Origin of the sequence: Paraburkholderia sp. GV068 (assembly GCF_003058125.1) — a bacterium.
GTDB classification, from domain to species: Bacteria; Pseudomonadota; Gammaproteobacteria; order Burkholderiales; family Burkholderiaceae; genus Paraburkholderia; species Paraburkholderia graminis.
This window is the reverse complement of record NZ_QBUB01000005.1, coordinates 366,361-392,349: the sequence shown is the minus strand read 5'-3', so window position 1 is coordinate 392,349 and position 25,989 is coordinate 366,361. Positions and strand designations below refer to the sequence as shown.

Annotated in this window: 23 protein-coding genes; 8 read left to right on the top strand and 15 right to left on the bottom strand. The window is 63.2% G+C overall.

The window, feature by feature from the left end; genetic code table 11:
- Nucleotides 1-37 precede the first annotated feature (37 nt).
- Nucleotides 38-3,052, top strand: coding sequence for a winged helix-turn-helix domain-containing protein (locus C8K18_RS13855; protein ID WP_107707784.1), 3,015 nt, complete (start codon nucleotides 38-40; stop codon nucleotides 3,050-3,052).
- Nucleotides 3,053-3,135: 83 nt separating this feature from the next.
- Here the strand turns inward: C8K18_RS13855 and C8K18_RS13850 are convergent, their stop codons facing one another.
- The 4 genes from C8K18_RS13850 to C8K18_RS13835 all read right to left on the bottom strand — a co-directional run bounded on the left by C8K18_RS13850 (nucleotide 3,136) and on the right by C8K18_RS13835 (nucleotide 7,206).
- Nucleotides 3,136-4,071 (bottom strand): LysR family transcriptional regulator, encoded by a 936-nt coding sequence (locus C8K18_RS13850; RefSeq protein ID WP_107707783.1) that lies wholly within the window; start codon nucleotides 4,069-4,071, stop codon nucleotides 3,136-3,138.
- Between the two features lie 131 nt (nucleotides 4,072-4,202).
- Complete coding sequence (locus C8K18_RS13845) at nucleotides 4,203-5,114, bottom strand: MBL fold metallo-hydrolase (RefSeq protein WP_107707782.1); 912 nt, start codon at nucleotides 5,112-5,114, stop codon at nucleotides 4,203-4,205.
- A gap of 76 nt (nucleotides 5,115-5,190) precedes the next feature.
- Nucleotides 5,191-6,129, bottom strand: a complete 939-nt coding sequence (locus C8K18_RS13840) for a LysR family transcriptional regulator (RefSeq protein WP_107707781.1) — start codon at nucleotides 6,127-6,129, stop codon at nucleotides 5,191-5,193.
- 123 nt (nucleotides 6,130-6,252) lie between these two features.
- Nucleotides 6,253-7,206 carry a 2-hydroxyacid dehydrogenase gene (locus C8K18_RS13835; protein ID WP_107707780.1) on the bottom strand — a complete coding sequence of 318 codons (954 nt, stop codon included), beginning with the start codon at nucleotides 7,204-7,206 and terminating at the stop codon, nucleotides 6,253-6,255.
- 424 nt (nucleotides 7,207-7,630) lie between these two features.
- Here C8K18_RS13835 and C8K18_RS13830 point away from each other — a divergent pair, with 424 nt between their 5' ends.
- Complete coding sequence (locus C8K18_RS13830; protein ID WP_107707779.1) at nucleotides 7,631-9,028, top strand: MFS transporter; 1,398 nt, start codon at nucleotides 7,631-7,633, stop codon at nucleotides 9,026-9,028.
- A gap of 37 nt (nucleotides 9,029-9,065) precedes the next feature.
- On the opposite strand, the gene C8K18_RS13825 is transcribed toward C8K18_RS13830, so the two are convergent.
- Nucleotides 9,066-9,383, bottom strand: a complete 318-nt coding sequence (locus C8K18_RS13825; RefSeq protein WP_107707778.1) for a zf-TFIIB domain-containing protein — start codon at nucleotides 9,381-9,383, stop codon at nucleotides 9,066-9,068.
- 33 nt (nucleotides 9,384-9,416) lie between these two features.
- A complete protein-coding gene (locus tag C8K18_RS13820) occupies nucleotides 9,417-10,175 on the bottom strand; it encodes a TerC family protein (protein ID WP_044020922.1) in 759 nt (252 codons plus the stop codon).
- Nucleotides 10,176-10,318: 143 nt separating this feature from the next.
- Here C8K18_RS13820 and C8K18_RS13815 point away from each other — a divergent pair, with 143 nt between their 5' ends.
- The gene (locus tag C8K18_RS13815) at nucleotides 10,319-11,200 is read left to right on the top strand and encodes a LysR family transcriptional regulator (RefSeq protein ID WP_006049042.1); all 882 of its coding nucleotides are present in this window, start codon (nucleotides 10,319-10,321) and stop codon (nucleotides 11,198-11,200) included.
- Here the strand turns inward: C8K18_RS13815 and C8K18_RS13810 are convergent.
- From C8K18_RS13810 to C8K18_RS13785, 6 genes are all read right to left on the bottom strand, one after another.
- A complete protein-coding gene (locus C8K18_RS13810; protein ID WP_107707777.1) occupies nucleotides 11,173-11,634 on the bottom strand; it encodes a hypothetical protein in 462 nt (153 codons plus the stop codon). The genes C8K18_RS13815 and C8K18_RS13810 overlap by 28 nt on opposite strands.
- A gap of 217 nt (nucleotides 11,635-11,851) precedes the next feature.
- Nucleotides 11,852-13,288 carry an aspartate aminotransferase family protein gene (locus C8K18_RS13805; RefSeq protein WP_107707776.1) on the bottom strand — a complete coding sequence of 479 codons (1,437 nt, stop codon included), beginning with the start codon at nucleotides 13,286-13,288 and terminating at the stop codon, nucleotides 11,852-11,854.
- A gap of 37 nt (nucleotides 13,289-13,325) precedes the next feature.
- On the bottom strand, nucleotides 13,326-14,660 hold the full coding sequence (locus C8K18_RS13800) for a glutamine synthetase family protein (protein WP_029968479.1): 1,335 nt from the start codon (nucleotides 14,658-14,660) through the stop codon (nucleotides 13,326-13,328).
- A 30-nt stretch (nucleotides 14,661-14,690) separates the two neighbouring features.
- Nucleotides 14,691-15,485, bottom strand: a complete 795-nt coding sequence (locus tag C8K18_RS13795) for a gamma-glutamyl-gamma-aminobutyrate hydrolase family protein (RefSeq protein ID WP_029968477.1) — start codon at nucleotides 15,483-15,485, stop codon at nucleotides 14,691-14,693.
- 306 nt (nucleotides 15,486-15,791) lie between these two features.
- A complete protein-coding gene (locus tag C8K18_RS33690) occupies nucleotides 15,792-16,025 on the bottom strand; it encodes a hypothetical protein (RefSeq protein ID WP_244230926.1) in 234 nt (77 codons plus the stop codon).
- Between the two features lie 274 nt (nucleotides 16,026-16,299).
- Nucleotides 16,300-17,043: an SDR family NAD(P)-dependent oxidoreductase gene (locus C8K18_RS13785; RefSeq protein WP_107707775.1), complete on the bottom strand. Its 744-nt coding sequence runs from the start codon at nucleotides 17,041-17,043 to the stop codon at nucleotides 16,300-16,302.
- Between the two features lie 80 nt (nucleotides 17,044-17,123).
- Here C8K18_RS13785 and C8K18_RS13780 point away from each other — a divergent pair, with 80 nt between their 5' ends.
- Entirely contained in the window at nucleotides 17,124-17,801 is a 678-nt protein-coding gene (locus tag C8K18_RS13780) for a TetR/AcrR family transcriptional regulator (RefSeq protein WP_107707774.1), read from the top strand.
- Nucleotides 17,802-18,043: 242 nt separating this feature from the next.
- The gene (locus C8K18_RS13775; RefSeq protein ID WP_006049034.1) at nucleotides 18,044-18,385 is read left to right on the top strand and encodes a cupin domain-containing protein; all 342 of its coding nucleotides are present in this window, start codon (nucleotides 18,044-18,046) and stop codon (nucleotides 18,383-18,385) included.
- A gap of 21 nt (nucleotides 18,386-18,406) precedes the next feature.
- On the opposite strand, the gene C8K18_RS13770 is transcribed toward C8K18_RS13775, so the two are convergent.
- Nucleotides 18,407-19,879 (bottom strand): HD domain-containing phosphohydrolase, encoded by a 1,473-nt coding sequence (locus tag C8K18_RS13770; RefSeq protein WP_107707773.1) that lies wholly within the window; start codon nucleotides 19,877-19,879, stop codon nucleotides 18,407-18,409.
- Between the two features lie 285 nt (nucleotides 19,880-20,164).
- Between C8K18_RS13770 and C8K18_RS13765 the strand changes: the two genes are divergently transcribed.
- Entirely contained in the window at nucleotides 20,165-20,869 is a 705-nt protein-coding gene (locus tag C8K18_RS13765) for an FMN-dependent NADH-azoreductase (RefSeq protein WP_107707772.1), read from the top strand.
- Entirely contained in the window at nucleotides 20,866-21,324 is a 459-nt protein-coding gene (locus tag C8K18_RS13760; RefSeq protein WP_107707771.1) for a cupin domain-containing protein, read from the top strand. The genes C8K18_RS13765 and C8K18_RS13760 overlap by 4 nt, the downstream gene beginning before the upstream one ends.
- A 74-nt stretch (nucleotides 21,325-21,398) precedes the next feature.
- Here C8K18_RS13760 and C8K18_RS13755 read toward each other — a convergent pair whose 3' ends face one another.
- Nucleotides 21,399-21,710 carry a hypothetical protein gene (locus C8K18_RS13755; protein ID WP_006049030.1) on the bottom strand — a complete coding sequence of 104 codons (312 nt, stop codon included), beginning with the start codon at nucleotides 21,708-21,710 and terminating at the stop codon, nucleotides 21,399-21,401.
- A gap of 289 nt (nucleotides 21,711-21,999) precedes the next feature.
- Here C8K18_RS13755 and C8K18_RS13750 point away from each other — a divergent pair, with 289 nt between their 5' ends.
- Nucleotides 22,000-23,352, top strand: a complete 1,353-nt coding sequence (locus tag C8K18_RS13750) for an MFS transporter (protein ID WP_006049029.1) — start codon at nucleotides 22,000-22,002, stop codon at nucleotides 23,350-23,352.
- A 28-nt stretch (nucleotides 23,353-23,380) separates the two neighbouring features.
- Here C8K18_RS13750 and C8K18_RS13745 read toward each other — a convergent pair whose 3' ends face one another.
- On the bottom strand, nucleotides 23,381-25,897 hold the full coding sequence (locus C8K18_RS13745; protein ID WP_107707770.1) for a penicillin-binding protein 1A: 2,517 nt from the start codon (nucleotides 25,895-25,897) through the stop codon (nucleotides 23,381-23,383).
- Between the last annotated feature and the right edge of the window lie 92 nt (nucleotides 25,898-25,989).

The window sequence follows — 25,989 nt, the reverse complement described above, 5'->3', positions numbered from 1 at the left end:
GCAGCATCTTCATCCCTCGTGCTCTGGATACCGCCTCATGATCCGCATCGGCCCGCTTCAGGTGGACCTGGCCAGTCGGGAACTGCTTCTCGACGGACAACCCGTGCGCATCGGCAGCCGCGCATTCGACATGCTCGCCGTCCTGATCGCCGCAAAAGGCGAACTGGTGTCGAAGAACGACATGTTGAAGGAAGTGTGGCCCGACACCATCGTCGAAGAAAATAATCTGCAGGTTCATATGTCCGCGCTGCGCAAGGTGCTGGGCGAGAGCCGCGGACTCATACAGACCGTCTCGGGCCGCGGCTACCGGCTCGTCGCGCGGCAATCGCCGGTGCGGCACGCGAGCGGCGTGACGTTGAGCGGTTTCGGCCGCGACCTGCAGGCGGCCAACGACCGCCAGAGCGCGGCCGCTCACATCCCGCACAATCTGCCCGCGAGCTTCTCGCCGCTGATCGGCCGCGACGACGCGCTGCGCGACGTCGCGCAGGCGCTCGCATCGGCGCGTCACGTCACGCTGCTCGGCGCGGGCGGCATCGGCAAGACGCGTCTTGCGGTCGAAGTCGCGCGCCGCCTGCTCGACGCGTATCCGGACGGCGTCTATCTGATCCCGCTTGCATCGACGTCGGACGCGAACAGCGTGCTCGCGATGTTCGCCGCGAGCGTCGGCGTCAGCAAGGCGAGCGGTCCGCTCACGCTCACGCGGGTCAGCAGCGAGTGGGGCGAGCGGCGCGTGCTGTGCGTGATCGACAATTGCGAGCATGTGCTCGGCCCGGCCGCCGAACTCGCCGACGCGCTGCTGAATGCGGGTCCGGGCGTACGCGTGCTGACCACGAGCCGCGAGCCGCTGCGCCTCGCGCAAGAGCACTTGTACTGGGTCGCCTCGCTCGATGTCCCCGCGCACGACGATCAAAGCCAGCAGGTACTCGAGCGCAGCGCCGTGCAGTTGTTCCTGTCGCGCGCCCGTGCGATGGACGCGCGTTTTTCGTCCGACGAACGCAGCATTCAATTGACCGGCACCGTATGCCGCCGGCTCGACGGCATACCGCTTGCGATCGAACTTGCGGCCGCGCGCGCGGCGACGCTCGGCATCGAAACACTCGCGGATCATCTGGACGACCGCTTCGACATGCTGACGGGCGGCAACCGCACGGCGCTGCCGCGGCATCAGACCTTGAAGGCCACGCTCGACTGGAGCCACGGCCTGCTCGACGACGCCGAACGCGCCACGCTGCGCAGGCTCGGCATCTTCGTCAACAGTTTTTCAATCGACGCGGCCATTGCCGTCGCCGCGGACTCTGGCTTGCAGCAAGCCGCGGTGATCGCGGCGGTTTCGGGTCTCGTCGAAAAGTCGCTGGTGGTCGCGCGCGTGGAGCGCGGCAAGGCGAGCTATCGGCTGCTCGAAACAACGCGTGCGTACGCGCTGCAAAAGCTCGACGACAACGGCGAGCGGCGCGCGGTCACGCTCAATCACGCGCGCTATTTCACCGGCTTGCTCGAGCGTCATATGTCGGCAGAAGCGCGCTCGGCGGAAGGCGATGCCGATGCCGACGCCGACCGCTGGCATGCGCGCATGCGCGGCTGGCTCGACGATCTGCGCGCGGCGCTCGGCTGGGCGCTTTCGTCGAAAGGCGACGACGCGCTCGCGGAAAAACTCGCGGTCAAGGTGGTCGCGTTGTTGTACGAGCTTTCGTTGGTGGACGAATGCTGCGCGTGGGCGCGCCGCGCGCTGGAAAGCGTCGCGCATACGCATGGTGCGTCGGGATCGACCCGGCATCTGCGCGTGCGCATGCAACTGCTCGCGGCGCTCGGTGCGGCGCTCGTCTACGTCAACGGACCGAACCGCGAAACGCTCGCGGTCTGGGCCGAGGTGCTGGCGCTCGCCATCGCGCTTGCCGATCGCGCATTCGAAGCGCGCGCGTTGTGGGGCATGTGGAACGCGAGCCAGTCGTCGGGCGCGGCGCGCAATGCGCTGGCGTTCGCGCATCGGTTTGCGTCGCTCGCGGCGCAGACCGGCGACACGAGCAACGGCATTCTCGCCGCGCGGCTTCTCGGCATAGCGTGGCACTACGCGGGCAATCAGCAGCAGGCGCGCGCGTCGCTCGAACGCTTTCTGCTGCAAGCGGATACGCTGCAGCACGGTTTGCCGCTCGGTCAATCCATCGATCAGGGCGTGGTCGGCCGCGCGACGCTTGCACGGCTGCTGTGGTTTCAGGGCGCGCGCGACGAGGCGCTCGATCTCGCGCAAGCCTGCGTCGCGAGCGCGTGCGCGGAAGACCAGGCGATCGTCACCTGCTACGTGCTCGTCGAAGCGGAGATTCCGCTCGCGTTGCTGTCGGGTCAACGCGAGCGTGCCGCAGACGCCATCGCGTTGCTGCGCGATGTATCGGCGCGCACGGGCCTCGGTGTCTCTCAAGCGTGCGCGCGCTGTTTCCAGGAGTACCTGCGTTCATTCGACGACGTGAGCCCCGCGCGTCTCCAGGCATTTCGCGCGGCGCTCGACGAACTCGACGCGCTCGAATACGCCGCGCAACGCGCGATGCTGGTCGCGCAGTACGCGCTCGCATTGGGCCGCGCGGGACGGCGCGAGGAAGCCATCGCCGCGGTGACGCGCGCGCTGGCCCAATGCGACGAAAGCGGCGACCATTGGTATGTGGTCGAACTGCGGCGCGTGCAGGGCGAGTTGCTGCTTCAGGATGCCGATGTGTTTTCAATTGGCAGCGCCGCGATGGATGCGAACGCGTGCCTGACCGCGGCAATGGAGGAATCGCTCGCGCAAGGCTGCGCTTCGTTGCAGTTGCGCGCGGCCACCAGTCTCGGCCGCCTGTGGTGCGCGCAAGGGCGTGCTGCCGATGCGGTGCGCCTGATCGAATCGGCGTGCGCCAAGCTCACCCAGGGGCTCGATTTCGACGATTGCCGGGCGGCGCTGCAACTGCTCGAAGCCGCGAGAGCTTCGGCCGCGATGGTGCCGCAATGCGCGCACAGAGAAGGCGAGGCGAGTGCGCCGCCGCCCGTCAGGCGTTCGCGGCAGCCGAGAGTGAGCGAAGGATGCTAGCCGGCGCGCGGCATTGGCTTTGAGCGGCCTGGGTTATGCCTGAGTCACGCCTGAGTCACGCCTGAGTCACGGGTGCGTCTGCATCACGGCGGACTGATCTGCATGTCGAGCATTTGCCGTTGCACGGCCTTGTCGATCAGGTCGGGATGATCGAGGCGCTCGACCCACCAGCGCAGCGCCTTGCCCGTCTCGTCGTCGCGCCATGCCAGATAAAAATGCGTGATCTCGCGCATGCCGAGCACTTCTTTCTGCACCAGGTCGCCGTTCCTGAGCGCCTCGACGGCGAGGCATTCGGGAATCGTGCCCGCAGCGAGCCCGCGCAACTGCGCGGCGAGCTTGGTTCCGAGCGTCGGCACGGTCAGCACTTCCTGATTGTCCGCGAGCGCGATGGTGCGCGGCGCGAGTTTGCGCGACGTATCGCCGATCGCCACCGCGCGATAGCGCGCGACCACGTCGAGCGTCAGCGGTCCGGGCATGCTTGCGAGCGGATGATCGGGCGCGACCACGAATACGTGCCGCAATGAGCCGATCGGCTTCGCGACAAGATTCGGAATCGGCGGCGGATCGCCCGCGGCGCCGACAATCAGATCCGCGCGGCGCGTGAGCAGTGCATCCCACGAACCGCCCAGCACTTCCGTCGACAGATTCAGGCGCGTGTCGAGCTTCAGCTTATAAAACTCGCCGACGTGATCCCACAGCAGCGCGAACGGAATGATCTCGTCGACGGCGACGTACAGGTCGGACTCCCAGCCTTGCTCGATGCGCTTCGCCTTGCATTCCAGATCTTCTGCTGCGGCCAGCAAACGGCGGCCTTCCTCGACGACCACGCGCCCCGCATGCGTGAGCGTGGCGCGCCGGCCACTGCGATCGAACAGCTTGACGCCGAGATCGAGCTCGAGCTTCTGCACCAGATACGTGAGCGACGACGGCACCTTATGCAGCGTTTCCGCGGCGCTCGCGAAGGTGCCGGTTCGATCGACGGCGTCAAGCACCTGAAGGACTTCAAAGGAAAGATTCATGACGAAGAAAGGCGAAGGACGACATCCATTCGAGCCGGGCGGCTGAAGCGCTCAGCATACTGGATTTCATCGCAGGCGCGGTGGCCTGGGCGCCGGCTTCTTCGTTGTTGTCTGTTCTTTTGTTGACGGCGCTATGCCGTGCGATTGTCGGACGACCACGCCGCGTGCGGGGCGGCAGTGGTGTCGACGGCCCGGCGCGCCGGCATGTTCGCGGGACGCTTCGCGAGCCGTTCGAACTCGGTCACGTCGTGACTGCAAAACACGCTCACCGCCTGGCTCGTCAATGCGAGTTCGCGCAACCGGCTTTGATTATCGAAGCGCGCCGCGCGATCTTTTTCGAGCATCCACTGATAAAAGCGCAGCCCCGGCGTGCAATGCGGTTCTGCATGCATTTCGGCGTGATGGAAATAAGCATCGGCCGCGTTGAACAGCCACCGGTCGCCCGTCGTATTGACGGCGATGCCCGCATGACCGAACGTGTGCCCGCGCAACGGCACGACGAGCAATTCGGGCGGCAGTCCGTCGAATTGCTGCACGCGCGAAAAGCCATTCCACGTTTCGCCTTCGCTTGCCTGATACACGCGCCATTTCGCGGACGTCGACCACTGCTGCGGACGAAACCGCTGCCGGTCCATCCACGTTCTTTGCTCGAACGCGTAATCGCGCTCGACGCGCAACAGGTGCACGGTGGCGTGCGGAAAGTCGTCGAGGCCGCCCGCATGATCGAAGTCGAGATGGCTCAGCACGATATGCGTGACGTCGCGCGGATCGAAACCGAGCCGCTGAATCTGCCGGATCGCGGTCATTTCCTCGCGGAAATCCGGGCTCACGAGTCCGAGAAAGAAACGGCTGATCCGCGAGCGCGGATCGGCGACGTCGCGCAGACCGAAGCCGGTGTCGACCAGCACGAGCCCCGCGGAAGTTTCGACCAGCAGGCAGTGGCAGGTGAGCAACCCGCGCTCGGCGAGCGAACGCGTGCGTCCGTCCATCAGGCGGCCGCCCAGCGGGCAGGTCGAAATGCAGTTGAGATGGTGCACGATCATCGCATTCGTCCCGTAACGGAAGGGGAAGGAGTGATGCAACATCGCGCAAGCGCTATACCTGATCGTGCGAGAGCGGCTATGGGTTCGGCGCGGCTTGCTTCGCGTTAGTGACGTTCGCCGTATTCGCAACATTCGCGAAATATTCCGCGGCCATCAGGCGGAATGCGGTGACGGCGGGATTGTCCTGATCCGCGCGCCAGGCCATGCTCATTTCCGCGTGAATCGTGTTGCCGGCGATATGCCGGAACTCGACATTGTCGTAATGAAACCGTTGCGCAGACGCGGGCAGAATCGCGAGCCCGAGTCCCGCGCGAACCAGCGACAGAATCGTGGGCGTCTGATCGATGTATTGCGCGATGTTCAGATTCACGCCTTCGGCCGCGAGCATGCCCATGATGCGGTCATGAAAGTACTTGCCTTGCGCGGGCGAATGCATGATGAACGGCTGCTCGTCGAGTTGCTTCAGTTCGATCCGCTCGAACTGGCACAACGCGTGGCGCCTCGGCAGCGCGACGATCAACGGCTCTTCGTCGACGAGAAGAAACTCCAGCTTTTGCCTCGATTGCAACGGACGCAGAAAGCCGAGGTCGATTGCATTCGCGGCGAACGCTTCGATCTGCGCGGCGGAAACGAGTTCGAGCAGTACGACGTCGATCTCGGGCAGCACGTCGGCGGCGGCGACCAGCAACTCGGGAATCAGCTCATAACCGGCCGCGCCAGTGAAACCGAGCCGCACGCGCCCCGTCTTGCCCTTGCTCGCGCGCCGTACGGTGCTTTCGGCCTGCTCGGCAAGATTGAGCAGACGCGTCGCGTCGGCGAGAAACACGCGGCCTTCGGTGGTCAGCTTGACGGTGCGGCCAATGCGTTCGAACAGCTTCACGCCGAGGTTGTCCTCGAGCAGTTGAATCTGTCTGCTCAATGGCGGCTGGGTCATGTGCAGCAGCGCGGCAGCGCGTCTGAAATTCAGTTCTGTCGCCGCGGCGACGAAGCAACGCACTTGTCCGAGATCGAGCATTCTTGTATCGGCATGGAAGGGAAGTCGACGCTCATTATAGGTGCGCGCGCTCCCCATCCGATCCGGACGCCGCGGCGAGCCGCGGGCCGGTGCTGCATCACGTCGCTGCGTCAGGTCGCTGCATCACGTCGTGAGACTGCCCTCGGGACGCTGCCCGGCGAGCGCCTGTTCGAGGCTTGCCAGCACCATTTCGCCCATCGCGGTGCGCGATTCGACCGTGGCGCTCGCGCGATGCGCCTGCAAAACAACGCGGTCCATGTCGAAGAGCGCGGGCGGCACGTTTGGTTCGTCGACGAACACGTCGAGTCCCGCGCCCGCGATCACGCCGCCTTGCAGCGCCTGCACGAGGTCGCTTTCCACCACGAGCTTGCCGCGCGCGACATTGATCAGGTAGCCGTTCTTGCCGAGCGCATCGAGCACGGCGGCATTGACGATGCCTTGCGCCTTGTCGGCGGCGGCGGCCAGCACGAGAAAATCGCAACCGCGCGCGAGCGACAGCAGATCGGCGACGAACGGATGCGGCACATCGTCCATGCGGCGCAAATCCGTGTATGAGATCGGGCAGTTGAACGCGCTCGCGCGCTGCGCAATCGCACGCCCAACCTTGCCCATTCCGACGATACCGACGCGCTTGCCGCTCAAGCGGCGCGACAGCGGCAACGCGCCCGGATGCGGATTCTTCTGCCAGTTGCCCGATTTGACGAACTCGTTGCCCGCGCAGATTTCGCGGCATACCGCGAGCATCAGACCAATCGCGAGGTCGGCGACATCTTCCGTCAACGCACCGAACGTCGCTGTCACCGGAATGCCGCGGGAGCGCGCGAATGCCAGATCCACTGCATCGGTGCCCACGCCGTTGACCGCGATCACTTCCAGAGCGGGCAAGCGCTCGATCAGGTCGTTCGAAATGCCGGTGTGGCCGCCTGTGATAACGCCTAGGATCGACGCGCCGTGCTCACTGATATAGGCATCCTTATCATTTTGTTCGAAGAGGCGATGCACCGTGTAGCGCGATGCGAGCGTGTCGTTGATCGCGGGAATCAGAATGGGGTTGAGTTGCAGAATGTTCGGTTTCAAAGCGGCGCTCCTTGTTGTAGTCGACGATCCGGCCGGCGCGGCGAGCGGCGCACGCATCCAGTCGCGATGTCGGCGGATGATGGGCCCTTTCACGAATCGCGTCCAATCCCAAAACGCTATCAGTTGATCCACGGATCGAAGCGTAACGGCGCGCTCGCCGGTGATTCAATCCAGGCATCAATTAATAGCGAGAAAAGATTGGACGGCCCATGACACCGCCCGCAGAATCGAAGCATCGGAAGGAGCATTCCTTCGGCTGCTTCCTCAAGGGAAGCGGCTAATAAGTTCTAAATACATCGGAGACAAAGCGTGAAAACATGCCGCTGCATGACGCCTCTCGCTGCATCAGGTTTTTTACCGATGCACCCGCCGTTGCACTCGCAATTGCATTCCCGTCCCGACGCAAGCTCGCGAGGGACTCGCCATGAATAATGCGGAGAGTGTGGTCGCGGATGCGAAAGCCGCGCCGCTTGCGCAAAAGCGCACGGGCCACCGCTGGATCGTGATGGGGCTGATCTTCTGCATCTGGGCGATTGCCTGCGCGGACCGCGCCAATTTCGGCTTTGCGCTGCCGTACCTGAAAAAGGAATACGGCATCACGAACACGCAGGCGGGACTCATCGTGAGTCTCTTTTCGTTTGCGTACGGCTTCGTGCAGATACCCGTCGGCCTGCTTTACAAGCGGCTCAGTGAAAAGACCACGGGCTTTCTGTTTTCGGTCTTCATGATTCTCACGTCGGTATTTACCGGGCTGATGGGCACGACGTCGTCGGTGTTTCTGCTCCAGGCGTACCGCGTCGGTCTCGGGTTATCCGAGGGTCCGTTGGGGATCGGCTGCACGAACGTGATCAACCGCTGGTTTCCCGCGAAAGAGAAGGGCACGGCCACCGGCCTGTGGATCGCCGCGTCCAAGCTCGGGCCGCTGATCGTGCCGTCGGTGTGCATCGTCGTGATCCAGTTGTGGGGATGGCGCGAGATCTTTTATGTTTTCGCGGTGCCGGGCCTTGTGCTTGCTGTCGTGTGGATGGTTCTCGTCACGAATTCGCCCAGTGAAAACCGCTTCTGTTCGGAAGCCGAGCAGCGCTATATCGCCGACGATACCCCGCGCCAGGGCCGGGGCGCCACCGCGTCGCGCCGCAATGAAGTCGCGCGTATTCCGTATCTCGACGCGTTCAATCGGACCAGGCCTGTCGCGCAACTCGAGACGATCCGCCAGGTGTTCGGATCGTGGAATATTCTGGGCGTCGCGATCGGCTATGGCTGCATGATCGGCATCGGCAATATTTTCATGTCGTGGATGCCGACGTACCTCGTCACGGTCAAGGGTTTTGCGTCGGTAAAAATGGGCTTTCTCGCGTCGGCGCCGTTTATCGGCGCGGTGGCCGGCAACATGCTCGGCGGCGTCATATCGGACCGGCTGCTCGCCGGCCGCCGCAAGCCGATGATGATGCTCGGCGCGCTCGGCACCATGCTGATGATGCTGCTGCTGATCGACGCGCCGGACAGCGTCGCGTATCTCGGCGTCGCGCTGATGCTCGCGGGCCTGATGCTTGGCATCGGCTTCGCCGGTTATTCCGCGTACCCGATGGGACTCGCGACCAAGTCCACTTATCCGACGGCCTTCGGCATCGTTAACTGTGTCGGGCAGATTGGCGGCGCATGCGCTCCGCTTGTCGTCGGCATTCTGCTCGACAAGTTCAGTTGGACGAGCGTGTTTCTGTATATGGTCGGCACGGCGCTGCTGTGTCTGCTGCTGCTCTTCAGCGTGGCCGAGCCGATTGCGACGCGGCGCGGTGACGGGCCGCAAGCGCGCGCGAAGTAGCAGGGCCACGCGAGGCGTATGACGCAGGTTTAAGCGCTCAATCGAAGTCGAACACGTCGAAAATCGAGCGCTTTTTCTTGTGCGTCCGATAACCCGATCGATGATCGTCGTAACGGCGTTGATCGTCGTAGACATGCCCGCGATCGCGATCCCGATAGTCGTCGTGGCTCGGGCGCGCGTGGGCAGGCGGGGCTGGCGCGGCTGGCGCGGCTGTTTCGGCGGCGTCTTGCGCGATCAGCTTGTCGAGCTCGCCGCGGTCGAGCCACACGCCGCGGCACTGGGGACAGTAGTCGATTTCGATCGAGCGGCGCTCGGTCATCAGCAGGTCAGGCGTTTTGCAAGCAGGGCATTTCATGGTGTCGCTCCTTGTTACGAGAGGTGGAAACGCTCATCGAGCGGTGCCCGCAGCGCGCTTCGACTTCGAGCGGCGCACGAGCATGTTCACTGCCTCGACGAACGCGGAGAAAGCCATCGCCACGTAGATATAGGCCTTCGGCACATGCGTTCCAAAGCCTTCCGCAATCAGCGTCATGCCGATCACGAGCAGGAAGCTCAATGCGAGCGTGACGATGGTCGGATTGCGGTCGATGAATTGCGACAGCGGGCGCGCCGCGAACAGCATCGCCATGACCGCGCTGATGACCGCGAGGAACATGATCGGCAAATGGTCGGTCATGCCGACCGCCGTGATGATGCTGTCGACTGAAAACACGATATCGAGCAGCAGGATCTGGCCGATGGCGCTCGCCACGGTCAACTGAACGGTGCTGCCCGCGCTGCGGTCTTCGTGGTCCGCCTGCGCGTGCACGACGTGATGGTGCATTTCACGCGTCGCTTTCCACACGAGGAACAGGCCGCCGCCAAGCAGAATCAAATCGCGCCATGAAAACGCGTGGTCGAACAGCGTGATCGCGGGCGCGGTCAGTTGCGCGATCCATGCGACCGTGCCGAGCAGGCCGAGCCGCAGCACGAGCGCGAGCATGATGCCGAGACGCTGCGTGCGCGCACGCTGCGCCACGGGCAGCTTGTTGCTGAGGATCGAGATGAAGATCAGGTTGTCGATGCCGAGCACGATCTCCATCACGACGAGCGTGAGAAGCGCGACCCATGCGGCGGGATCGGCAGCGAGTGTGAGCAGGGTGTCCATGAGTTCGTCGGCGAATGGGGTTGAATAACGGTGGAATAGCGATGCGATAGCGATCATGATCGCCCAATGCGTGGATCGGATAAACCAGTGTTAAGCTGATCGACATATCAGTTTTTCCGAAGCTAATTTATATCGGCCGTGCCATGCTCAACTACCGTCACCTGTACTATTTCTGGATCGTCGTGAAGGAGGGCGGCTTTGCGCGCGCAGCCGAGCGGCTCGATATGGCGGTTCAGACCATCAGCGCGCAGGTGCGCGAACTCGAAAAATCCATCGGGCGGCAATTGCTGAAACCGGCCGGCCGCGGCGTCGCGATGACCGAAGCCGGTGAGACCGCGTTCAGCCGCGCGGAGCAGATTTTTCAGCTCGGCGAGGCGCTGCTCGACGACATGCAAGAGGCGGGCGGCGAAGGCGTCGCGCGCCTTGCGGTCGGCCTGTCCGATGGCATTTCAAAGCTCGCGGCGCATGCGCTTCTCGCGCCCGTGCTCGGCACGCCGTCGCTCAGGCTGCTGTGTCACGAGGGAGAGCCCGCGCAGTTGCTGTCCGAGCTCGCGCTGCATCGGCTCGATCTGGTGCTCGCTTGCCAGCCGGCGCCGCACAATTCCGATCTGCGTGTGCTGAGTCAGCGGCTCGTCGGCTCGCCCGTCGACTGGTACGGTCCTGCGGAAATCGTGCGCAAATCCGCGCGCGCGAGTTTTCCGCACTGTCTTGCCGATTTGCCCGTGCTACTGCCCACGCGTCACGCCGCGTTGCGAGCGCGGCTCGATCGCTGGTTCGATTCGCACGGCATCCGGCCGCGCGTCGTCGGCGAGTTCGAGGACAGCGCGCTGATGGCCGTCTTCGCCGCGCGCGGCCTCGGCGTGTTTCCGCTCGCCGAACTGGGCGCGGAAGAGTTGTCGCTGCTGCGCGGTTTGCGCCCGCTCGGCCGCGCGGACGGCGTGGTCGAAGAGATTCACGCAATCCGCTCGCGCCGCGGGCAGCATCATGCGCTGGCTTCTCAGGTGATGGCGAGCGCGCGCTCGTAGTTGCGCATCACATGCGACGGAAAGCCGTGGCGACGTGCGACCGGTTTCAGTTGGTGTCCCCACGCATCGAACACCGCGGCGAGCAGCGCGATTTCGCCGTCCGCGAGATAGTCGTCAGCGACCGTCACCGCGACGCATAGGCGGATGACCTTGCGGCGCAGCGCGGGATCGTCTATTTCGTCGATCAGCGTGGCGAGCAGCGCGGTGTCCAGGCGGCCCATCGGTGGCGCGGACGATAGCTGCGCGATCGAGCGGTCCTCGCACAGCGTCTGCAGGATCTGCGCGAACTGCGCCGGCGCGAGGCCGAGTTCGCCGGCTATGTCGAGCTTCTCGAGTGCGCGTTCTTCCGAACTGCACACATGGCCGTCCGAAGTGAGCGCAAGCGCGACGATACGCGCTGCTGCCTCTTTGCTGTTAAGCGGATAGCTTCGCATGATCGGGTCCTTTCTCGGACAATGTCCGTGTTGATGATGAGCCCAGTCTGCGGCAGTATCCGTATCGGATAAACCTGTCAATCGCGAAGTTAAGGTGCGGAAAATGCGAAGTGTCACGAACCGCCGTTGCCGCGCGGTTTTCAGCGTCGGCGTCGGCGTGAGCGTCGGCGGCATGCGCGTGCCTGACGCATGCGCGCATGCCTGAAGCCGCAGTCCGTTATAAAAGGCCCAGTTGCCGTGCTGTCGCATCGACGGCCTTTTTCGCCTTCGCAACGATCTCGTCGATTTCCTCCCTGCTGATCACGAGCGGCGGCGACAGCAGCATGCGGTCGCCGGTTGCGCGCATGATCAGATTGCCGTTGAAGCAGAAGTCGCGGCAGAGCGTGCCGACATCGCCGCCATTCGCAAAGCGTTTGCGCGATGCAGGTTGTTCCGCGAGTTGCAAGCCGGCCACGAGTCCGGCGCCGGCAATGTCGCCGACAATCGGATGATTGGCGAACGTCTCACGCAGTTTTTTCTGGAAGTACGGACCGGTGTCCGTCTTCACGCGCTCGACAATGTTCTCGTCGCGCAGCAACCTGAGGTTCGCTACCGCAACGGCTGCGGCCACGGGATGACCGGAGTAGGTGAGGCCGTGATTGAACTCGCCGTTGTCGATAATCGCGGTTGCGATGCGATCGTGCAAACCGACGGCGCCCATCGGCACATAGCCGCTCGTGAGCCCCTTGGCGAGCGTGATGAGATCGGGCTCGAAACCAAAGTGCTGATGAGCGAACCATTCGCCGGTGCGCCCGAATCCGCCGATCACTTCGTCCGCGACTAGCAGCACGTCGTATTTGCGGCAAATACGCTGAATTTCCGGCCAATAAGTCGACGCGGGAAAGATCACGCCGCCCGCGCCCTGGAACGGCTCGCCGATAAACGCGGCCACGTTTTCAGCGCCAAATTCGAGGATCTTTGCTTCGAGTTGCTGCGCGCGAGCCAGCGCGAATTCCTCGGGCGTCTGGCCGCTTTCTGCTTCGCCGAAGAAATACGGTTGATCGATATGCACGATGTTCTCGACTTTCGACGGCATCTGCTCATGCATATAACCCATGCCGCCGAGCGTCGCGCCTGCGATGGTCGAGCCGTGATAACCGTTTCTGCGCGCAATCACGATCTTCTTCGAATGCCGGCGCTGCGTGGCCCAGTATTGATGAACGATGCGCAGCACCGTATCGTTGCCTTCCGAGCCGCTATTGCAGTAGAAAAAGTGATTGAACGGCTCGGGCGCGAGTTCGGCGAGTAAGGCAGACAACTCGATTATCGGCGGGTGCGTGGTCTTGAAGAACGTGTTGTAGTAGGGCAGTTCCTGCATCTGCCGATAGGCCGCATCCGCGAGTTCCTTGCGCCCGTATCCGACGTTGACGCACCAAAGACCCGCCATGCCGTCGATAATTTTGTTGCCATCCGAATCCCACAGATACACGCCGTGCGCTTTCACGATCACGCGACTGCCGCTGCGATTGAGCGCGCCCATATCAGAGAACGGATGAATGTGGTGAGCGGCATCGAGTGCGCGGAAATCGGCGGTAGTGCGTTGCTGCGCGGCAGGCGTGTTCGCCGCGAATTGCGCCGGCTGCATGTAAGCGATGTCTTCTGTCCGGTAACTCATGTTGCCTCCAGTGTTTGGCTTGTTGGCTTTGTGTGCGTTAGACGTGCAGCAGCAAATGCCGGCGTTCCCACGAACTGATCACGCGGAAAAACGCTTCGTATTCGGTCTCTTTCAATGCGAGGTAGGCCTTCACGAATTTTTCGCCGAGTACTTCGGCAATGGGTTCGCATGCGCTCATCAACGTTAGACCCTCTTCGAGATTGCGCGGCAATTGATAGGGCAATTCATAGCCGTCGCTAAGCAGCGGCTCGGTGGCTTCGAGTCTTTGCGTGATGCCCAGATAGCCGGCCGCGAGCGTCGCCGCAATCGCGAGGTACGGGTTGCAATCCACGCCCGGAATGCGGTTTTCTATGCGGCGCGCGGCGGGCCCGGAATGCGGAATACGAAAGCCGACTGTGCGGTTGTCGTAGCCCCACGCGACGTTGATCGGCGCGGCCATGAAGCGCGACAGCCGCCGATACGAGTTGATGTACGGCGCGAAAATCGGCATCAATGCCGGCGTGTATTTCTGCAAACCGGCGATATAGCTCGTGAAAAGCGAGGTCGGCTTGCCGTCCGCGGCGGTGAAAAGATTGCGGCCGGTTTCTTCATCGACGAGGCTCTGGTGCATATGCATCGCCGACCCCGGCTCGCTTTCCATTGGCTTCGCCATGAACGTCGCGTACATCTTGTGACGCAAGGCGGCTTCACGCACCGTGCGCTTGAAGAGGAACACGCTGTCCGCGAGTTTCAACGGATCGCCATGCATGAAGTTGATCTCCATTTGCGCGGCGCCCACTTCGTGAATCAGCGTATCGACTTCGAGTTCCTGCACCTCGCAGTACTCGTAAATGTCTTCGAAGAGCGGGTCGAACTCGTTGACCGCTTCTATCGAATAGGACTGGCGTCCGGTCTCGGGACGTCCGGTTCGGCCGATCGGCGGTTGCAAGGGCAGGTCCGGGTCCTTGTTCATGTCGACCAGATAGAACTCGAGTTCGGGCGCGATGACGGGCTTCCAACCTTTCGCGCGATACAACTCCAGCACACGGCGCAACACGCGGCGCGGCGAGATGGCAACGGGCGTGCCGTCGAAGTGCACGCAGTCGTGAATCACCTGAGCGGTTGGATCGACGGCCCAGGGAATCATTCGGATTGTCGTGGCGTCCGGAACGCACACCATGTCCGGATCGGTGACGCCGGTCAGCGTGCCGTCGTCCGGATAATCGCCGGTGACGGTCTGGATCATTACCGCTTGCGGCAAGCGCATCGACTCGCCGGATTCGAACTTGCTGCGCGGAATGATCTTGCCGCGCGCGATGCCGGCCATGTCGGGAATGATCGCTTCGATTTCAGTCACATGGTGCTTCTTCAGAAAATCGTCGATGTCATGCATGATTTTTCTCTCGGTTTTATAGCGCTACTGTTAGCCTTGCTTCGCGGCGACGGATGACGCGCCGTAACTCGTCGTCATGCGTAGCCGGTTGCGGCACGCGTCGCCGAACGCACGAAAAATCGCGGTGGAGAGCGCGTCGCTCGCATGCTTCCACTCGGGGTGCCACTGCACGCCAAGCGCGAAAGCACGCGCGTTTTTTACGCTGACCGCTTCGATCAGCCCGTCCGGCGCGGTGGCTTCAATCGCGAGGCCCGCGCCCAATCGCTCGATGCCCTGGCCGTGCAATGAATTCACGCGCGCTTCATTTGCGCCGCATGCGAGGCGCTGCAATAAGCCGCCTGGCGCGAGAGAAATAGAATGAGAGGGCGCGTATTGCACGTCGAGGCTGTCTGCTTTGTTCTCGCGATGGTCGGCAAAGCCCGCACTCGTATGCACGCTTTGATGCAACGTTCCGCCGAACGCCACGTTGATTTCCTGGAATCCTCGGCATATGGCGAGTACGGGCACGCCGGCTTCCATTGCGGCGCGCAGCAAAGGCAGCGTCGTTGAGTCGCGGGCCGCGTCGTAGAGCGTGTCCGGTTCGTGCGGCTCGCCGCCGTAGCGTTGCGGCTCGACATTTGAATAGCTGCCGGTGAAGAGGAGGCCGTCGACAGTGGCCAGTACGTCTTGCGCCGATTGACGCTCGCCGAACGCGGGCAGCAGCATGGCGAGCGCTCGCGAGCCATCCACGATCGCTGCGATGTATTTTTCGCCGGCCACGTGTGATGGATGCATGCCTATCGTCGTTCTGTCGGCGCTGATGGCAACCAGTGGTTTAGTTCGCATAACGAATAGATGTGTTTATCCGGCCACGAAATGCGGCGCGACATTCTTCGAAACACGGCGGGGCGCGAGTTCGCGGCCGCACGGCCTGCTTCAAGGCTTCGGAGCAGGGCAGGCGGTCGCCGTCAACGGAACGCGCCGCGCGTGACGATCTGATGAGCCGTTCGATGCCGCCCGCCGCGATGCGCGAGCGGGCGCACGCGTGCGCGACGGATGGACGTCAGGCAACGGCGCACGCAAGCAAACGCGCGATTCAGGCGAACGCGTTCACGCAGACGGACGGATCGAACGGCAAAAAGGAGGGAGGCGCTAGGGCAACAGCGACGCGACTTCGTCTGTACGCACCGCGATGAAGGCGCGCGCGGAGATAGAGTTGTGACGCCGAACTGAACGGCGGGAGATGATTGTAAAGACGATCTTGAAGACGGACAGGAAGCGGCGGAACGCAAGGCTGCCGCTGCTGCCGTTGGCGATGGCGCCGTCAGCGCGCGGACGACTCGCGTGACTGCGGTTCCATCTCACCAAAGGGCCACGGACTCTCACGATGACACTCGATTAGCGACGTTGAACGTATTGAACACGCTGCCTTGATCGCACGGGGCATTGACAGAAGCTGCGCGTCGGATGATCGTGTATTCGCTGCGTCGGAAAACATGATGAACGTGTTTTCCGACGGCGGTATCACGATCGCCTGTTAACCAGCATATACGAGCCGGTGATGCCGTCAAATTGTTTTCTGGATTGGTGGGCGCCGGTGGATTGTTGGGATGTATGCACTCGGCAATTTTGGAGCGCCGAAAAATCGTGCATTACCGACCTAAGTCAGCAAGCCCCCGTCGACCGTGAGAATTGTTCCAGTGACATGCCTTGCCGCCGGGCTCGCAAGAAACGTGACGGCCGCAGCGATGTCAGCCGGCGCGGCGAAGCGCCCGAGCGGCGCGAGGCTGCGTTGGAAGTCCGCGCTCTCGCCATTAGCCGGGTTCATTTCGGTATCGGTCGAGCCCGGTTGAACGAGGTTGGCAGTGATGTCTTTCGGGCCCAGTTCCTGAGCCAGCCCGCGTGTCAACGACTGTAGTGCGGACTTGGTCATGTAGTAGACCGTTCCCGCTGCGCCCACGATGCGATCAGCTCCGGCGGAGCCGATCGTGATGATCCGACCGCCCGCTTTGAGGTGAGGGATGGCTGCCTGCGTCGCGAGAATGGGACCGCGGACGTTGACCGCAAGGAGAGCGTCGATGTCCGCCAGGTCGAAGTCGGCGATCGTGTTGTAGCGAGCGATGGCAGCGTTGTTGACGAGAATGTCGAGCCCACCCAGCGCGCCAACGGCCTCATCGACCGATCGCCTGATGGCGGCCGGATCGGCAATGTCGGCTTGGATCGCGACACCGCGGCGGCCTAGCTTCTCGATTGACGCCACGACTGCCTGCGCGCGCCCGGCTGAGTTCTGAAACGTTAGCGCAACGTCCGCGCCTTCTTCTGCAAGCGCAAGTGCGATCGCGGCGCCGATGCCCCGGGACCCGCCGGTAACCAATGCCCGTTTTCCGACTAGATTGTTGTTCATTGTCCGCCTTTTATGTAGTGATCGATGCACAAATGGTAAAATCGGCGGTACGGACAGTCAAGATATTTGTGTAGTGATCGATGCAAAAAAAATCAGAGAAATCTCCGAGCACCGTTGGACGCCCACTTCGTGGCCGCGGCAGGCCACGCGCTTTCGATCGCGAGGCTGCATTGGCGCAAGCCATGAGGCTTTTTTGGATCAAGGGTTATGAGGCGACCTCAATCGCAGACCTGACCAATGCGCTCGGCGTCGGCCCGACCAGCCTCTATGCCGCTTTCGGATCGAAAGACGAGCTATATGCCGAAGCGATGCGGTTTTACTCGGAGACCTACGAGCATCTGGTGCTGGGAAGCTTTCGCAAGGCGGTCACAGCACGCGAAGCGGCGTTCGCCTATCTGTGGGACTCAGCCGTGGCGATGACTGGGGCCGATTGCGGTCTGCCGCACGGCTGCATGGTCACACTGGGGAGCGTCGGAAGCGACGGCCATGCCGAGCTCGGCGACTTGATGCGGGCCGCGCGAGGTGGAGCGTTTGATGTGCTCGTGTCGCGCCTGGAAAGGGCCGTTGCCGAGGGTGAGTTGCCGGGGTCCGTGGATATAGCGAAACTCGCGAGGTTCCTGCAAACAGTACAAAGCGGTATGGCGATCCGGGCGCGGGACGGCGCCGAAAGAGCAGAACTCCAGGCCGTCGCTGAGATGACGATGGCGGGATGGGAGGCGCTGGTTCGTCACTGCGACACACATGCAAAGCCTGATTAACATTGATTCGGACAGCGGAGTATCTCGCTGGGCTTGAAAACCGGCTTCGCTTCGCGTCAAGGTGTTTTCAGGCGCGCAGAATTTCGCTATTCCGGCTTCTTTCGACTGGAACGGAAACGTGCTTTAGAGGCACGCTCGCGCGTATCGGTCATTCGACCGATACCTCAGCGATCAGTCGGCTGCCATGATGCCGTTGGAGCCGCGGCGACACAACACGCTACTGACTCGCATCGGAGAATGAAATGAATGACAACGATATTCCGCTTGCCAACGGCAAGGTGCAGTACAAGACGCTATTGCGCGAGGAAGGGTGCTCGATCCTGCAAACGACGGTTCAAGCCGGCGGTGAAACGCAATGGCATCACCACACGAATGTCAGTGACCGGTTTCTCGTGATCCGGGGCGTCTTGACCGTCGAGTTGAATATCGACGGTCAGGTTCAGAGCACCGAGGTGCGCGAATTTTACTCGGTTGATCCGGGCACCGTTCACCACGTCAAGAACGAGACAAATGAGGATGTCGTCTATCTCACGGTCCAGGCGGGCGGCGTCCCGGACATTGTGCTGGCCGGATCGTCTCGCTGAGGGCAGGGCAACGCCATGCAGCTAGATCAGGCCCATCGTCGACGCCTTGAGTGTTGCTGCCGCGCGTGTCGAACACTCGAGCTTGCGAAACACGCTCTCGACGTGGGTGCGCACCGTGCTCGGACTCATCGTCAATTCCTGCGCGGCTTGCTTGTTGCTCGCACCTCGCGAGATCGCACGCAGGACGTCGATCTCTCTCGCAGACAGACGCGGACCATGTGACACACTTCTTGCCGCGCGCCTTGCGACGGGGATCCGTTCCGCCACCAGCGCGTCCACCACCTCGCGGCATAGCCGGCCATTGGCAGCCTCGTCTTGCAGCACGTGTGCGGCCGCCTCATCGGTCAGCGCGGCGCGCCACGGGCGCGTCGAGCGCAACGCAACCCATGCCACCGACGCAGCCAGCACACGAGCCTCCAACGTCAATGCCGGGTCGCGCACGCCGCGAAAATACCCCGAGCCGTCTTGCCGCTCGTACGCATGGGACGCAAGCACGGTGGCTTCGCCGAGCGAGCCGGTTTGCTTGCCGGCGCGTTCCGTCCAGTAGGGCACGAGCCGCACCTTTTCCCAGGCGCTCGGCGACAAGCGAGTAGGTAGGTTCCACACTTCATTCGGCACGGCGGCCCTGCCGATGCCATGAATCAATCCAGCCCGATAGACAAGCGCGCCTGCTGCGTCATCCGACGCGAATCGTGCGTAGCATTCGGCGGCCGTCACTGCGACCGCACGTGAAAAGCCCGTCATCCACGGCAATTTCAGATCGATGATGTCGGCGATCAATTCCGCCGACGTGGTCCGTTGCATATCGGCGGTCGCGAGCACGACGTCAAAATCATCCAGCGCCTGGCGCTCCAGTTCCGTCAGCCAACTGCCGGCGTGGCGCGTCGCGACTGCGACGAGGCTCTCCGGATACCGCGCGCCGGAGCGTTGTTCGATCAGCGCAAGCGCCGCTTCGACTCCATATGTGCGGCTGAACACCTCCAGGTCGCCAGCAAGCGCGACGACGAGTACGGATATCGGCACCGCCTCGCGGGCGAGTTGTGCGGGCACGCCGCTGCCGTCCCAGGTTTCGAAAATGTGGCGCAGCGCCGTTTCGGTCCCACTCGAAAGCCCCATTATTCGCGCGACCTCGCCGGATACTTCGCAGTGAGTTTGCGCGAGAGGCATCATCGCGGCGCCGACGCCGCCAATCGTCTCCGCGATGCCGGGCCTGCTCTCGAGCATCGCGGTCCGGACCGCGATGTCGTCGCCGAACACTGTTGCGAACCCTGCCGCGTTTGCCGTGCAACCCGACCAACGTAGCAGCGACACCTCGCGGACCGCGTCGCAGGCCGAGGCCTCGAGTCCGGCCGCTTGTGCGAGCCGTACTGCCAGCCAACCGGTGCGCAACGAATGATCGGTCGGCTGTCCCATGCTCAGATCGCCGATGAAAGCGAGAGCTCTTACCGCATCGAAAATACGCAGCGTGGCGTGGCTGGTCTGAAGGTCGAACATCGGATGGGATAGGGTACGTCGCCGGAATGGGCTAACAATCATACGCGACGGTTAGAAGCGCTGCACCGCAGTGCCTGGTGGATCGGAGGTGATGAAGTGTGCGCGCCGTCGAATAGTTGATTTGACATAAGATAAATTATCAACAAATTGTGTTGTAGTAGCTTTTTAGAAATGTCCGCCCGCAGCCGTCAACTGGCCACCTCAATTTCCCAAAAACCGGTCATTTCCCAAAGCCACTCCAGGCACTAATCTGACATCACCCATTCAACCCTGAAGGAACCGACGATGAAGCTCATGCATGTCGATGCCAGCGCGAAACGCGAGCGTTCGAACTCGCGGGCGTTGAGCCGTTTTTTTGTGGAACGTCTGCGCGCCGGGCACCCGGACTTGGAAGTCGATTATCTCGATGTCTCCGTCGATACGCCGCAGCACGTCGACGAAGCGTTCGCGATCGCAATCTACGCGGCGCCGCACGAGCGCACGCCGGCCATGAAGGCGCGGCTCGCGGTGTCGGATGCGCTCTGCCAGCGCGTGCTCGCCGCCGATGCGCTCGTGTTCGCGATGCCCATGTACAACTGGTCGATGCCGTCCGCATTCAAGACGTTCGTCGACGCGATTTCGCGCGCCGGCGTTACCTATAAGCATGGCGACGACGGCCGCATCGTCGGCCAGCTTGCGGGCAAGAAGGTGCTGTTCATCACGAGCCGCGGCGCGGACTTGCGGCCGGGCTCGCCGTACGCGTCGATGGACGCGCTCACGCCCGCGCTCAAAGCCGCGTTCGGATTTCTCGGCGTCGCGGCGCCGGCTTTCGTCGACGCGCAGCCGTTGCAGTTCGCGAATCAGGAAGCACGAGCCGAAGCGCTCGAACGCGCACGCGACGAATTATCGGCGGTGGCGGCTAGCTGGGCCAATTCGGCAAACGCGGCTTCGCATGCGAATAACGCAGACGCCGCACAACATGAAGACGCAGACTCGGAGATGACGCAATGAAACTACGTACCCTGATCGCCGCGGCAACGTTCGCCAGTTTCGGCATGCTCGCCAGCTCACAACTCGCGCTTGCCGCCGACTCAACCGGCCAAGCCGCCGCCGCTGCCGCCGCCGCTGCGGAGACCATCACGCCCGCCTTCGCCGAAGCGATCGCCAACGTGCCCGGCAAAAAAATGACTGCGCTGGTGGTCGATTACGCGCCAGGCGGCAAGTCGTCGCCGCATCGGCACGGAAAGGCTTTCGTGGTCGCGTATGTGTTGTCGGGCGCGATTCGCAGCGGCGTCGACGGCAAGGAAGCGCAGGTGTTCCATGCGGGTGAGCACTGGATCGAGAAGCCGGGCGCGCATCACACCGTCAGCGAAAATGCGAGCGATACGGAGCCGGCCCGCCTCCTCGCCATTTTCGTGGCGGACTCAAACGACAACAAGCTCGTCACATTCGACCACAAGAAATAAGCTACCAATAAGCCGCAAAATAAGCGGCAACCGCAGCGCCAACCGCGCAACACCCCTGCCGCACGCGCTTCGTTCTAGAACTTCGGATGACATTCGAAGTTCAGAGAAGACGCGTGCGTCGTCAGCATCGCCACCCCGCTCACCGATTCTTCCTTGACACTGCTTTGCATGCCGAGGCGCTCGCAGTAATCGCGCGCTTCGTTCAGCGCCTCGCCGTGTGCGCGGGCCCATGCCATGCGCCCGCCCGTCGCGCTCGCGGCGACCGTATACGTGCCGGGTTTATCGGTTGCGACGACATGCGTCGACGATGCGCAGCCGGCAAGCGCGCCGCCTGTCGCGAGCGCTGCGAGAGCGACGCGCGCCCAATCGCGTAGCTTATTCAACATGATGTACCTGAGTTTGCTGATCGTTGCGTGATCCGCCGACGGAGTCGTCGCGGATCGGTTAGATGGTTTTTCCGCGAATCGAATTATCCGGAATCTGCCGCTGGAGATCAGCCTCATGGGTCGAAAACACTGTTGCCTTCGCCCGAACAATCCGCGTGCGCTTACTGCCTGCGGCCTCGACGCATTGGCGCCCGCGGACTGTTTAAAGCACTTCCCGAAACGTGGCCGAGCGACTAGTCTGTAACGGCATCTTCTGAACCATCCGGACAATGAACTGGAGGAGACATCGATGGAACTCGAAGCACGTACCATGAAACGTGTGACGGTTCGGCTCGTGCCGTTCCTGATCGTCTGCTATTTCATCGCCTATCTGGACCGCGTGAATGTCGGCTTCGCCGCGCTGCAGATGAACAAGGCGCTCGGGCTTTCCGCGAGTGCATTCGGCTTCGGCGCGGGGATTTTCTTTATCGCGTACTTCTTTTTCGAAGTGCCGTCCAACCTGCTGCTCGAGAAATTCGGCGCGCGTCGCTGGATCGCGAGAATCATGTTCACGTGGGGCCTGCTCGCCGGCGCGATGGCGTATATCCCACATATCGCGCAATACACGGGGTTTTCGGCGGCGCATGTTTTTTACGGCTTGCGCGTTCTGCTCGGCGTGGCTGAAGCGGGCTTCTTTCCCGGCGTCATTTTCCTGCTCACATTGTGGTTTCCGGCCGCCTATCGCGGCCGCGTGGTCGGCTATTTCATGGCGGCGATTCCGTTATCCACGGTGATAGGCGGGCCCATTTCAGGCGCCCTGCTTTCCATGGATGGCTTCGGCGGGCTCGCCGGCTGGCAATGGGTTTATCTGATCGAAGCGGCGCCCGCGCTGCTGCTCGCGTTCGCGGTCTGGTTCTACCTGACCGACAAGCCGGCCGACGCAACCTGGCTTGCCGACGACGAACGCGAATGGCTCGTCGCGCGTCAGAAGCAGGAGCGCGAACATCGCGAGGCCGCGCATGCATTCAGCGTGAAGGAAGCGCTTTTCAATCGGCGGGTGCTTGCCATCGCGCTCATCTACTTCGGTGCAAACGCAACGAATTATGGCTTGAGCTTTTTCCTGCCGCAGATCGTGAAGTCGTTCGGCTTGACCAACTTGCAGACGGGCTTCGTGACGTCGTTGCCGTATATCGTCGGCGTGATCAGCATGGTCTATTGGGGACGTCATTCGGACCGCAAGCTCGAACGCAAACGCCATGTCGCTTTCGCGCTGACGGTGGCCGCGGTTGGCATCGCGGCGTCGGCGGGGCTCGATAATCCGGTGCAAAAAATGATCGCGCTGTCGATCGCCGGCTTCGGCATTTTCGGCTGCCTGCCCGTTATCTGGACGCTACCGGCCGCGTTCCTCTCGGGCGCCGCGGCGGCGGGCGGCATCGCCGCGATCAATTCGCTCGGCAACCTCGCGGGCTTCTTCGGACCTTACGCGATGGGCTGGATCAAGGACAGCACCGGCGGCTTCGGCGCGGGCCTCCTGTGCCTCGGAGGCGCGGGACTCGTCGGCGCGGCGGCCGCGCTGCTGCTGCATCACGATACGGCGCTGGAGACGTCGGCGGGCGGGGCGCAGCGGGAAGCGCCGGGGCGGCCAGGCGTGGCGGAATATTAGGCGAGCCTCACGTGGCTTGCGTCGACAGTCACTCCGACGCACCTGCTCCGCTTGGCTGACCTTCGACGCTCACCGCGTCCGGCGGCATCACGTCGTCGGGCGTGGGCGTCGGTGCCGACGCCGCTGTGCCGGCGCCGCGCGCTTCGCCGTGGACCGGCTCATTCAGAACCGCCGCACCTGAAGCCGCGCCAGGCGCCGTCAGCAACGGCGGCAGCGCCCGCGTGTCTTCGCTCGCCGCCGCGGCTGCCGAAGCAGCAGCCGACGCAGCCGCCCCCGCCTCCGACGAAACAACCTCAACCGGCGCGCGCCGCGTCGTATTCCGCGCAGTCACCGCCGCATCCGGCTTGATCGTCGGCGCCGTCGGCGGAAACAGTTGCTGGAACCACGCCCGCAACCGCTCCGAACGCTCGGCGAACCAGCCAGGCTGGTGCTCGGTGTCGAATTTGACGCGCGTGTCGACGAGCTTCGAGCGCTGCGCGCGCTGGAAAAAGTCGCCGACGATCGGCAGCGCGCTATGCGCCCCCTGCCCCCAGTAATCGCTGCGCAAGGTCACGCGGCTGTCGTTGAAACCGACCCACGCGCCGGCCACGAGTTGCGGATGGATCAGGATGAACCAGCCGTCCGCGTTGCCCTGCGTCGTGCCGGTCTTGCCGGCGACGTCGCCGCGCACGCCGAAGCGTCCGCGTATCGCCGATCCGGTGCCGCGATTGACGACGTCGCGCATCACGTCGACGAGCGTGCGCGCCGCATCGGCGGACAGTTCCTGCTGCGGCGGCGTCGGCGCGAAGTCGGCCAGCACCTCGCCGTTGCGGTCCTCGATGCGCGTGACCATCACCGGCTCCACGTATCCGCCGAGGTTGGCGATCGTGCCGTATGCCGAGACCATTTCCTTCAGCGTGACCGGGCTCGTGCCCAGTGCGAGCGACGGCACCGCCTCGAGCGGACTGTCGCGCACGCCCATCGCGCGGGCGAGCCGCGCCACCTTGTTCGGGCCGACTGTCTGCATCAGTTGCGCGGTGATGCGGTTGCGCGAATACGCAAGGCCGTCGCGCAGCGTGATGGGCCGCTCGCTCGGTTCGTCCTCGTCGCCCGGACGCCAGACTTCGCCGCCCGCGAGTTGAATTTCGACGGGCTGATCGAGCAAGGTATCAGACGGTTTCGCGCCCGCCTCGAAGGCCGCCGCGTAGACGAACGGCTTGAACGTCGAGCCCGGCTGACGCCGTGCCTGCTGGACGTGATCGAACGGGTCCTGGCTGAAATCGCGGCTGCCGACCCACGCGCGGATCTGGCCGTTGCGCGGGTCCATCGCGAGAAAATCGGCCTGCACGCGCGTTTTCGATTCGCATACCGACTGCACGAGGCCGCGGTTCGCCGACACGCGCTTGAGCGCGTCGTCGTCGGAGAGGCCCGTGTCTTTCGCGGCGCGATAGTCGGGCGTTTCGCGCAGGAACGTCGCGAGCAGATCCTTGCCGTTCGAACAACCGGCACGGCTGCCCCACGCCGCATTCGCGATGCCCTGCAACTGGTTGCCCTGCAAAATGACCGCCTGCGTGGCCATCGTCTGCAGACGCGAATCGATCGTGGTGCGCACCACGAGGCCGTCGGAGTAAAGGTTGTAGTCGTTGCGGTCGGCCCATGCCGCAAGCCATTTGCGCAGTTGCTGCGCGAAATGCGGCGCGGGCCCGGGCGGCTCGGTCTGCCGCTCGAAGTCGATGCGCAACGGCTTTTTACTGAACGTCTGATACGCGGCGGGCGTGAGCTTGCCGAACTTCACCATCTGCGCGAGCACCGTATTGCGCCGCTGCAATGCGCGCTCCGGATTGAGCACCGGGTTGTAATAGCTGTTGCCCTTCAGCATGCCCGCGAGCGTCGCGCTTTCGAGCACGTTCAGCTCCGACGCCGACTTGTCGAAGTACGTGCGCGCGGCCATCTCGATGCCGTACGCGTTGTACAGAAACGGCACGGTGTTCAGGTAGGTTTCGAGGATCTCGTCCTTCGTATAGAGCGCCTCGATCTTGAAGGCCGTGATCGCTTCCTTGAGCTTGCGCGTGAGCGTCGGCGCGCGGCCGATTTCGTCGGGATAAAGATTGCGCGCGAGTTGCTGCGTGATGGTCGAGCCGCCCTGCCGGTCGCCGGAAAACGTATGCAGCGCGGCCGATGCCGTGCGCCGCCAGTCGAGCCCGAAATGCTGATAGAAGCGATGATCCTCGGTAGCGATCAGCGCATTGACCACGTTCGGCGAGATGTCCTTCAGCTTGACCCACTCGCGGTTGGACGGCTTGAACTCGGCGAGCAGTTTGCCGTCCGCGGAGAGAATGCGCGCCGGCTGCTCGATCTTCGCCTTGCGAATATCGCCGATGCCCGGTGTGAACGGAATCAGGACCAGCACATACAGCACGAACAGCAGCGGAAGCGCCGCGCACGCCTTGAGCACGCCGCGGCGCGTCGGATGGCGCAGGTGCCACAGCGCCGCGGCCACGAGCGGGTTCACGCGGGTCAGACCTCGGTCGAGTGTCTCCAGAATCAGGGGAATAAGGCGCTTCACGCTGGCTACCGTCTGCGGGAAAAGGCTGAATCCTACCAAGATGTGCGGGTTGGGCTGATTTTTGCCCGTGCAGCCGTGGGACGGCGGTGGCT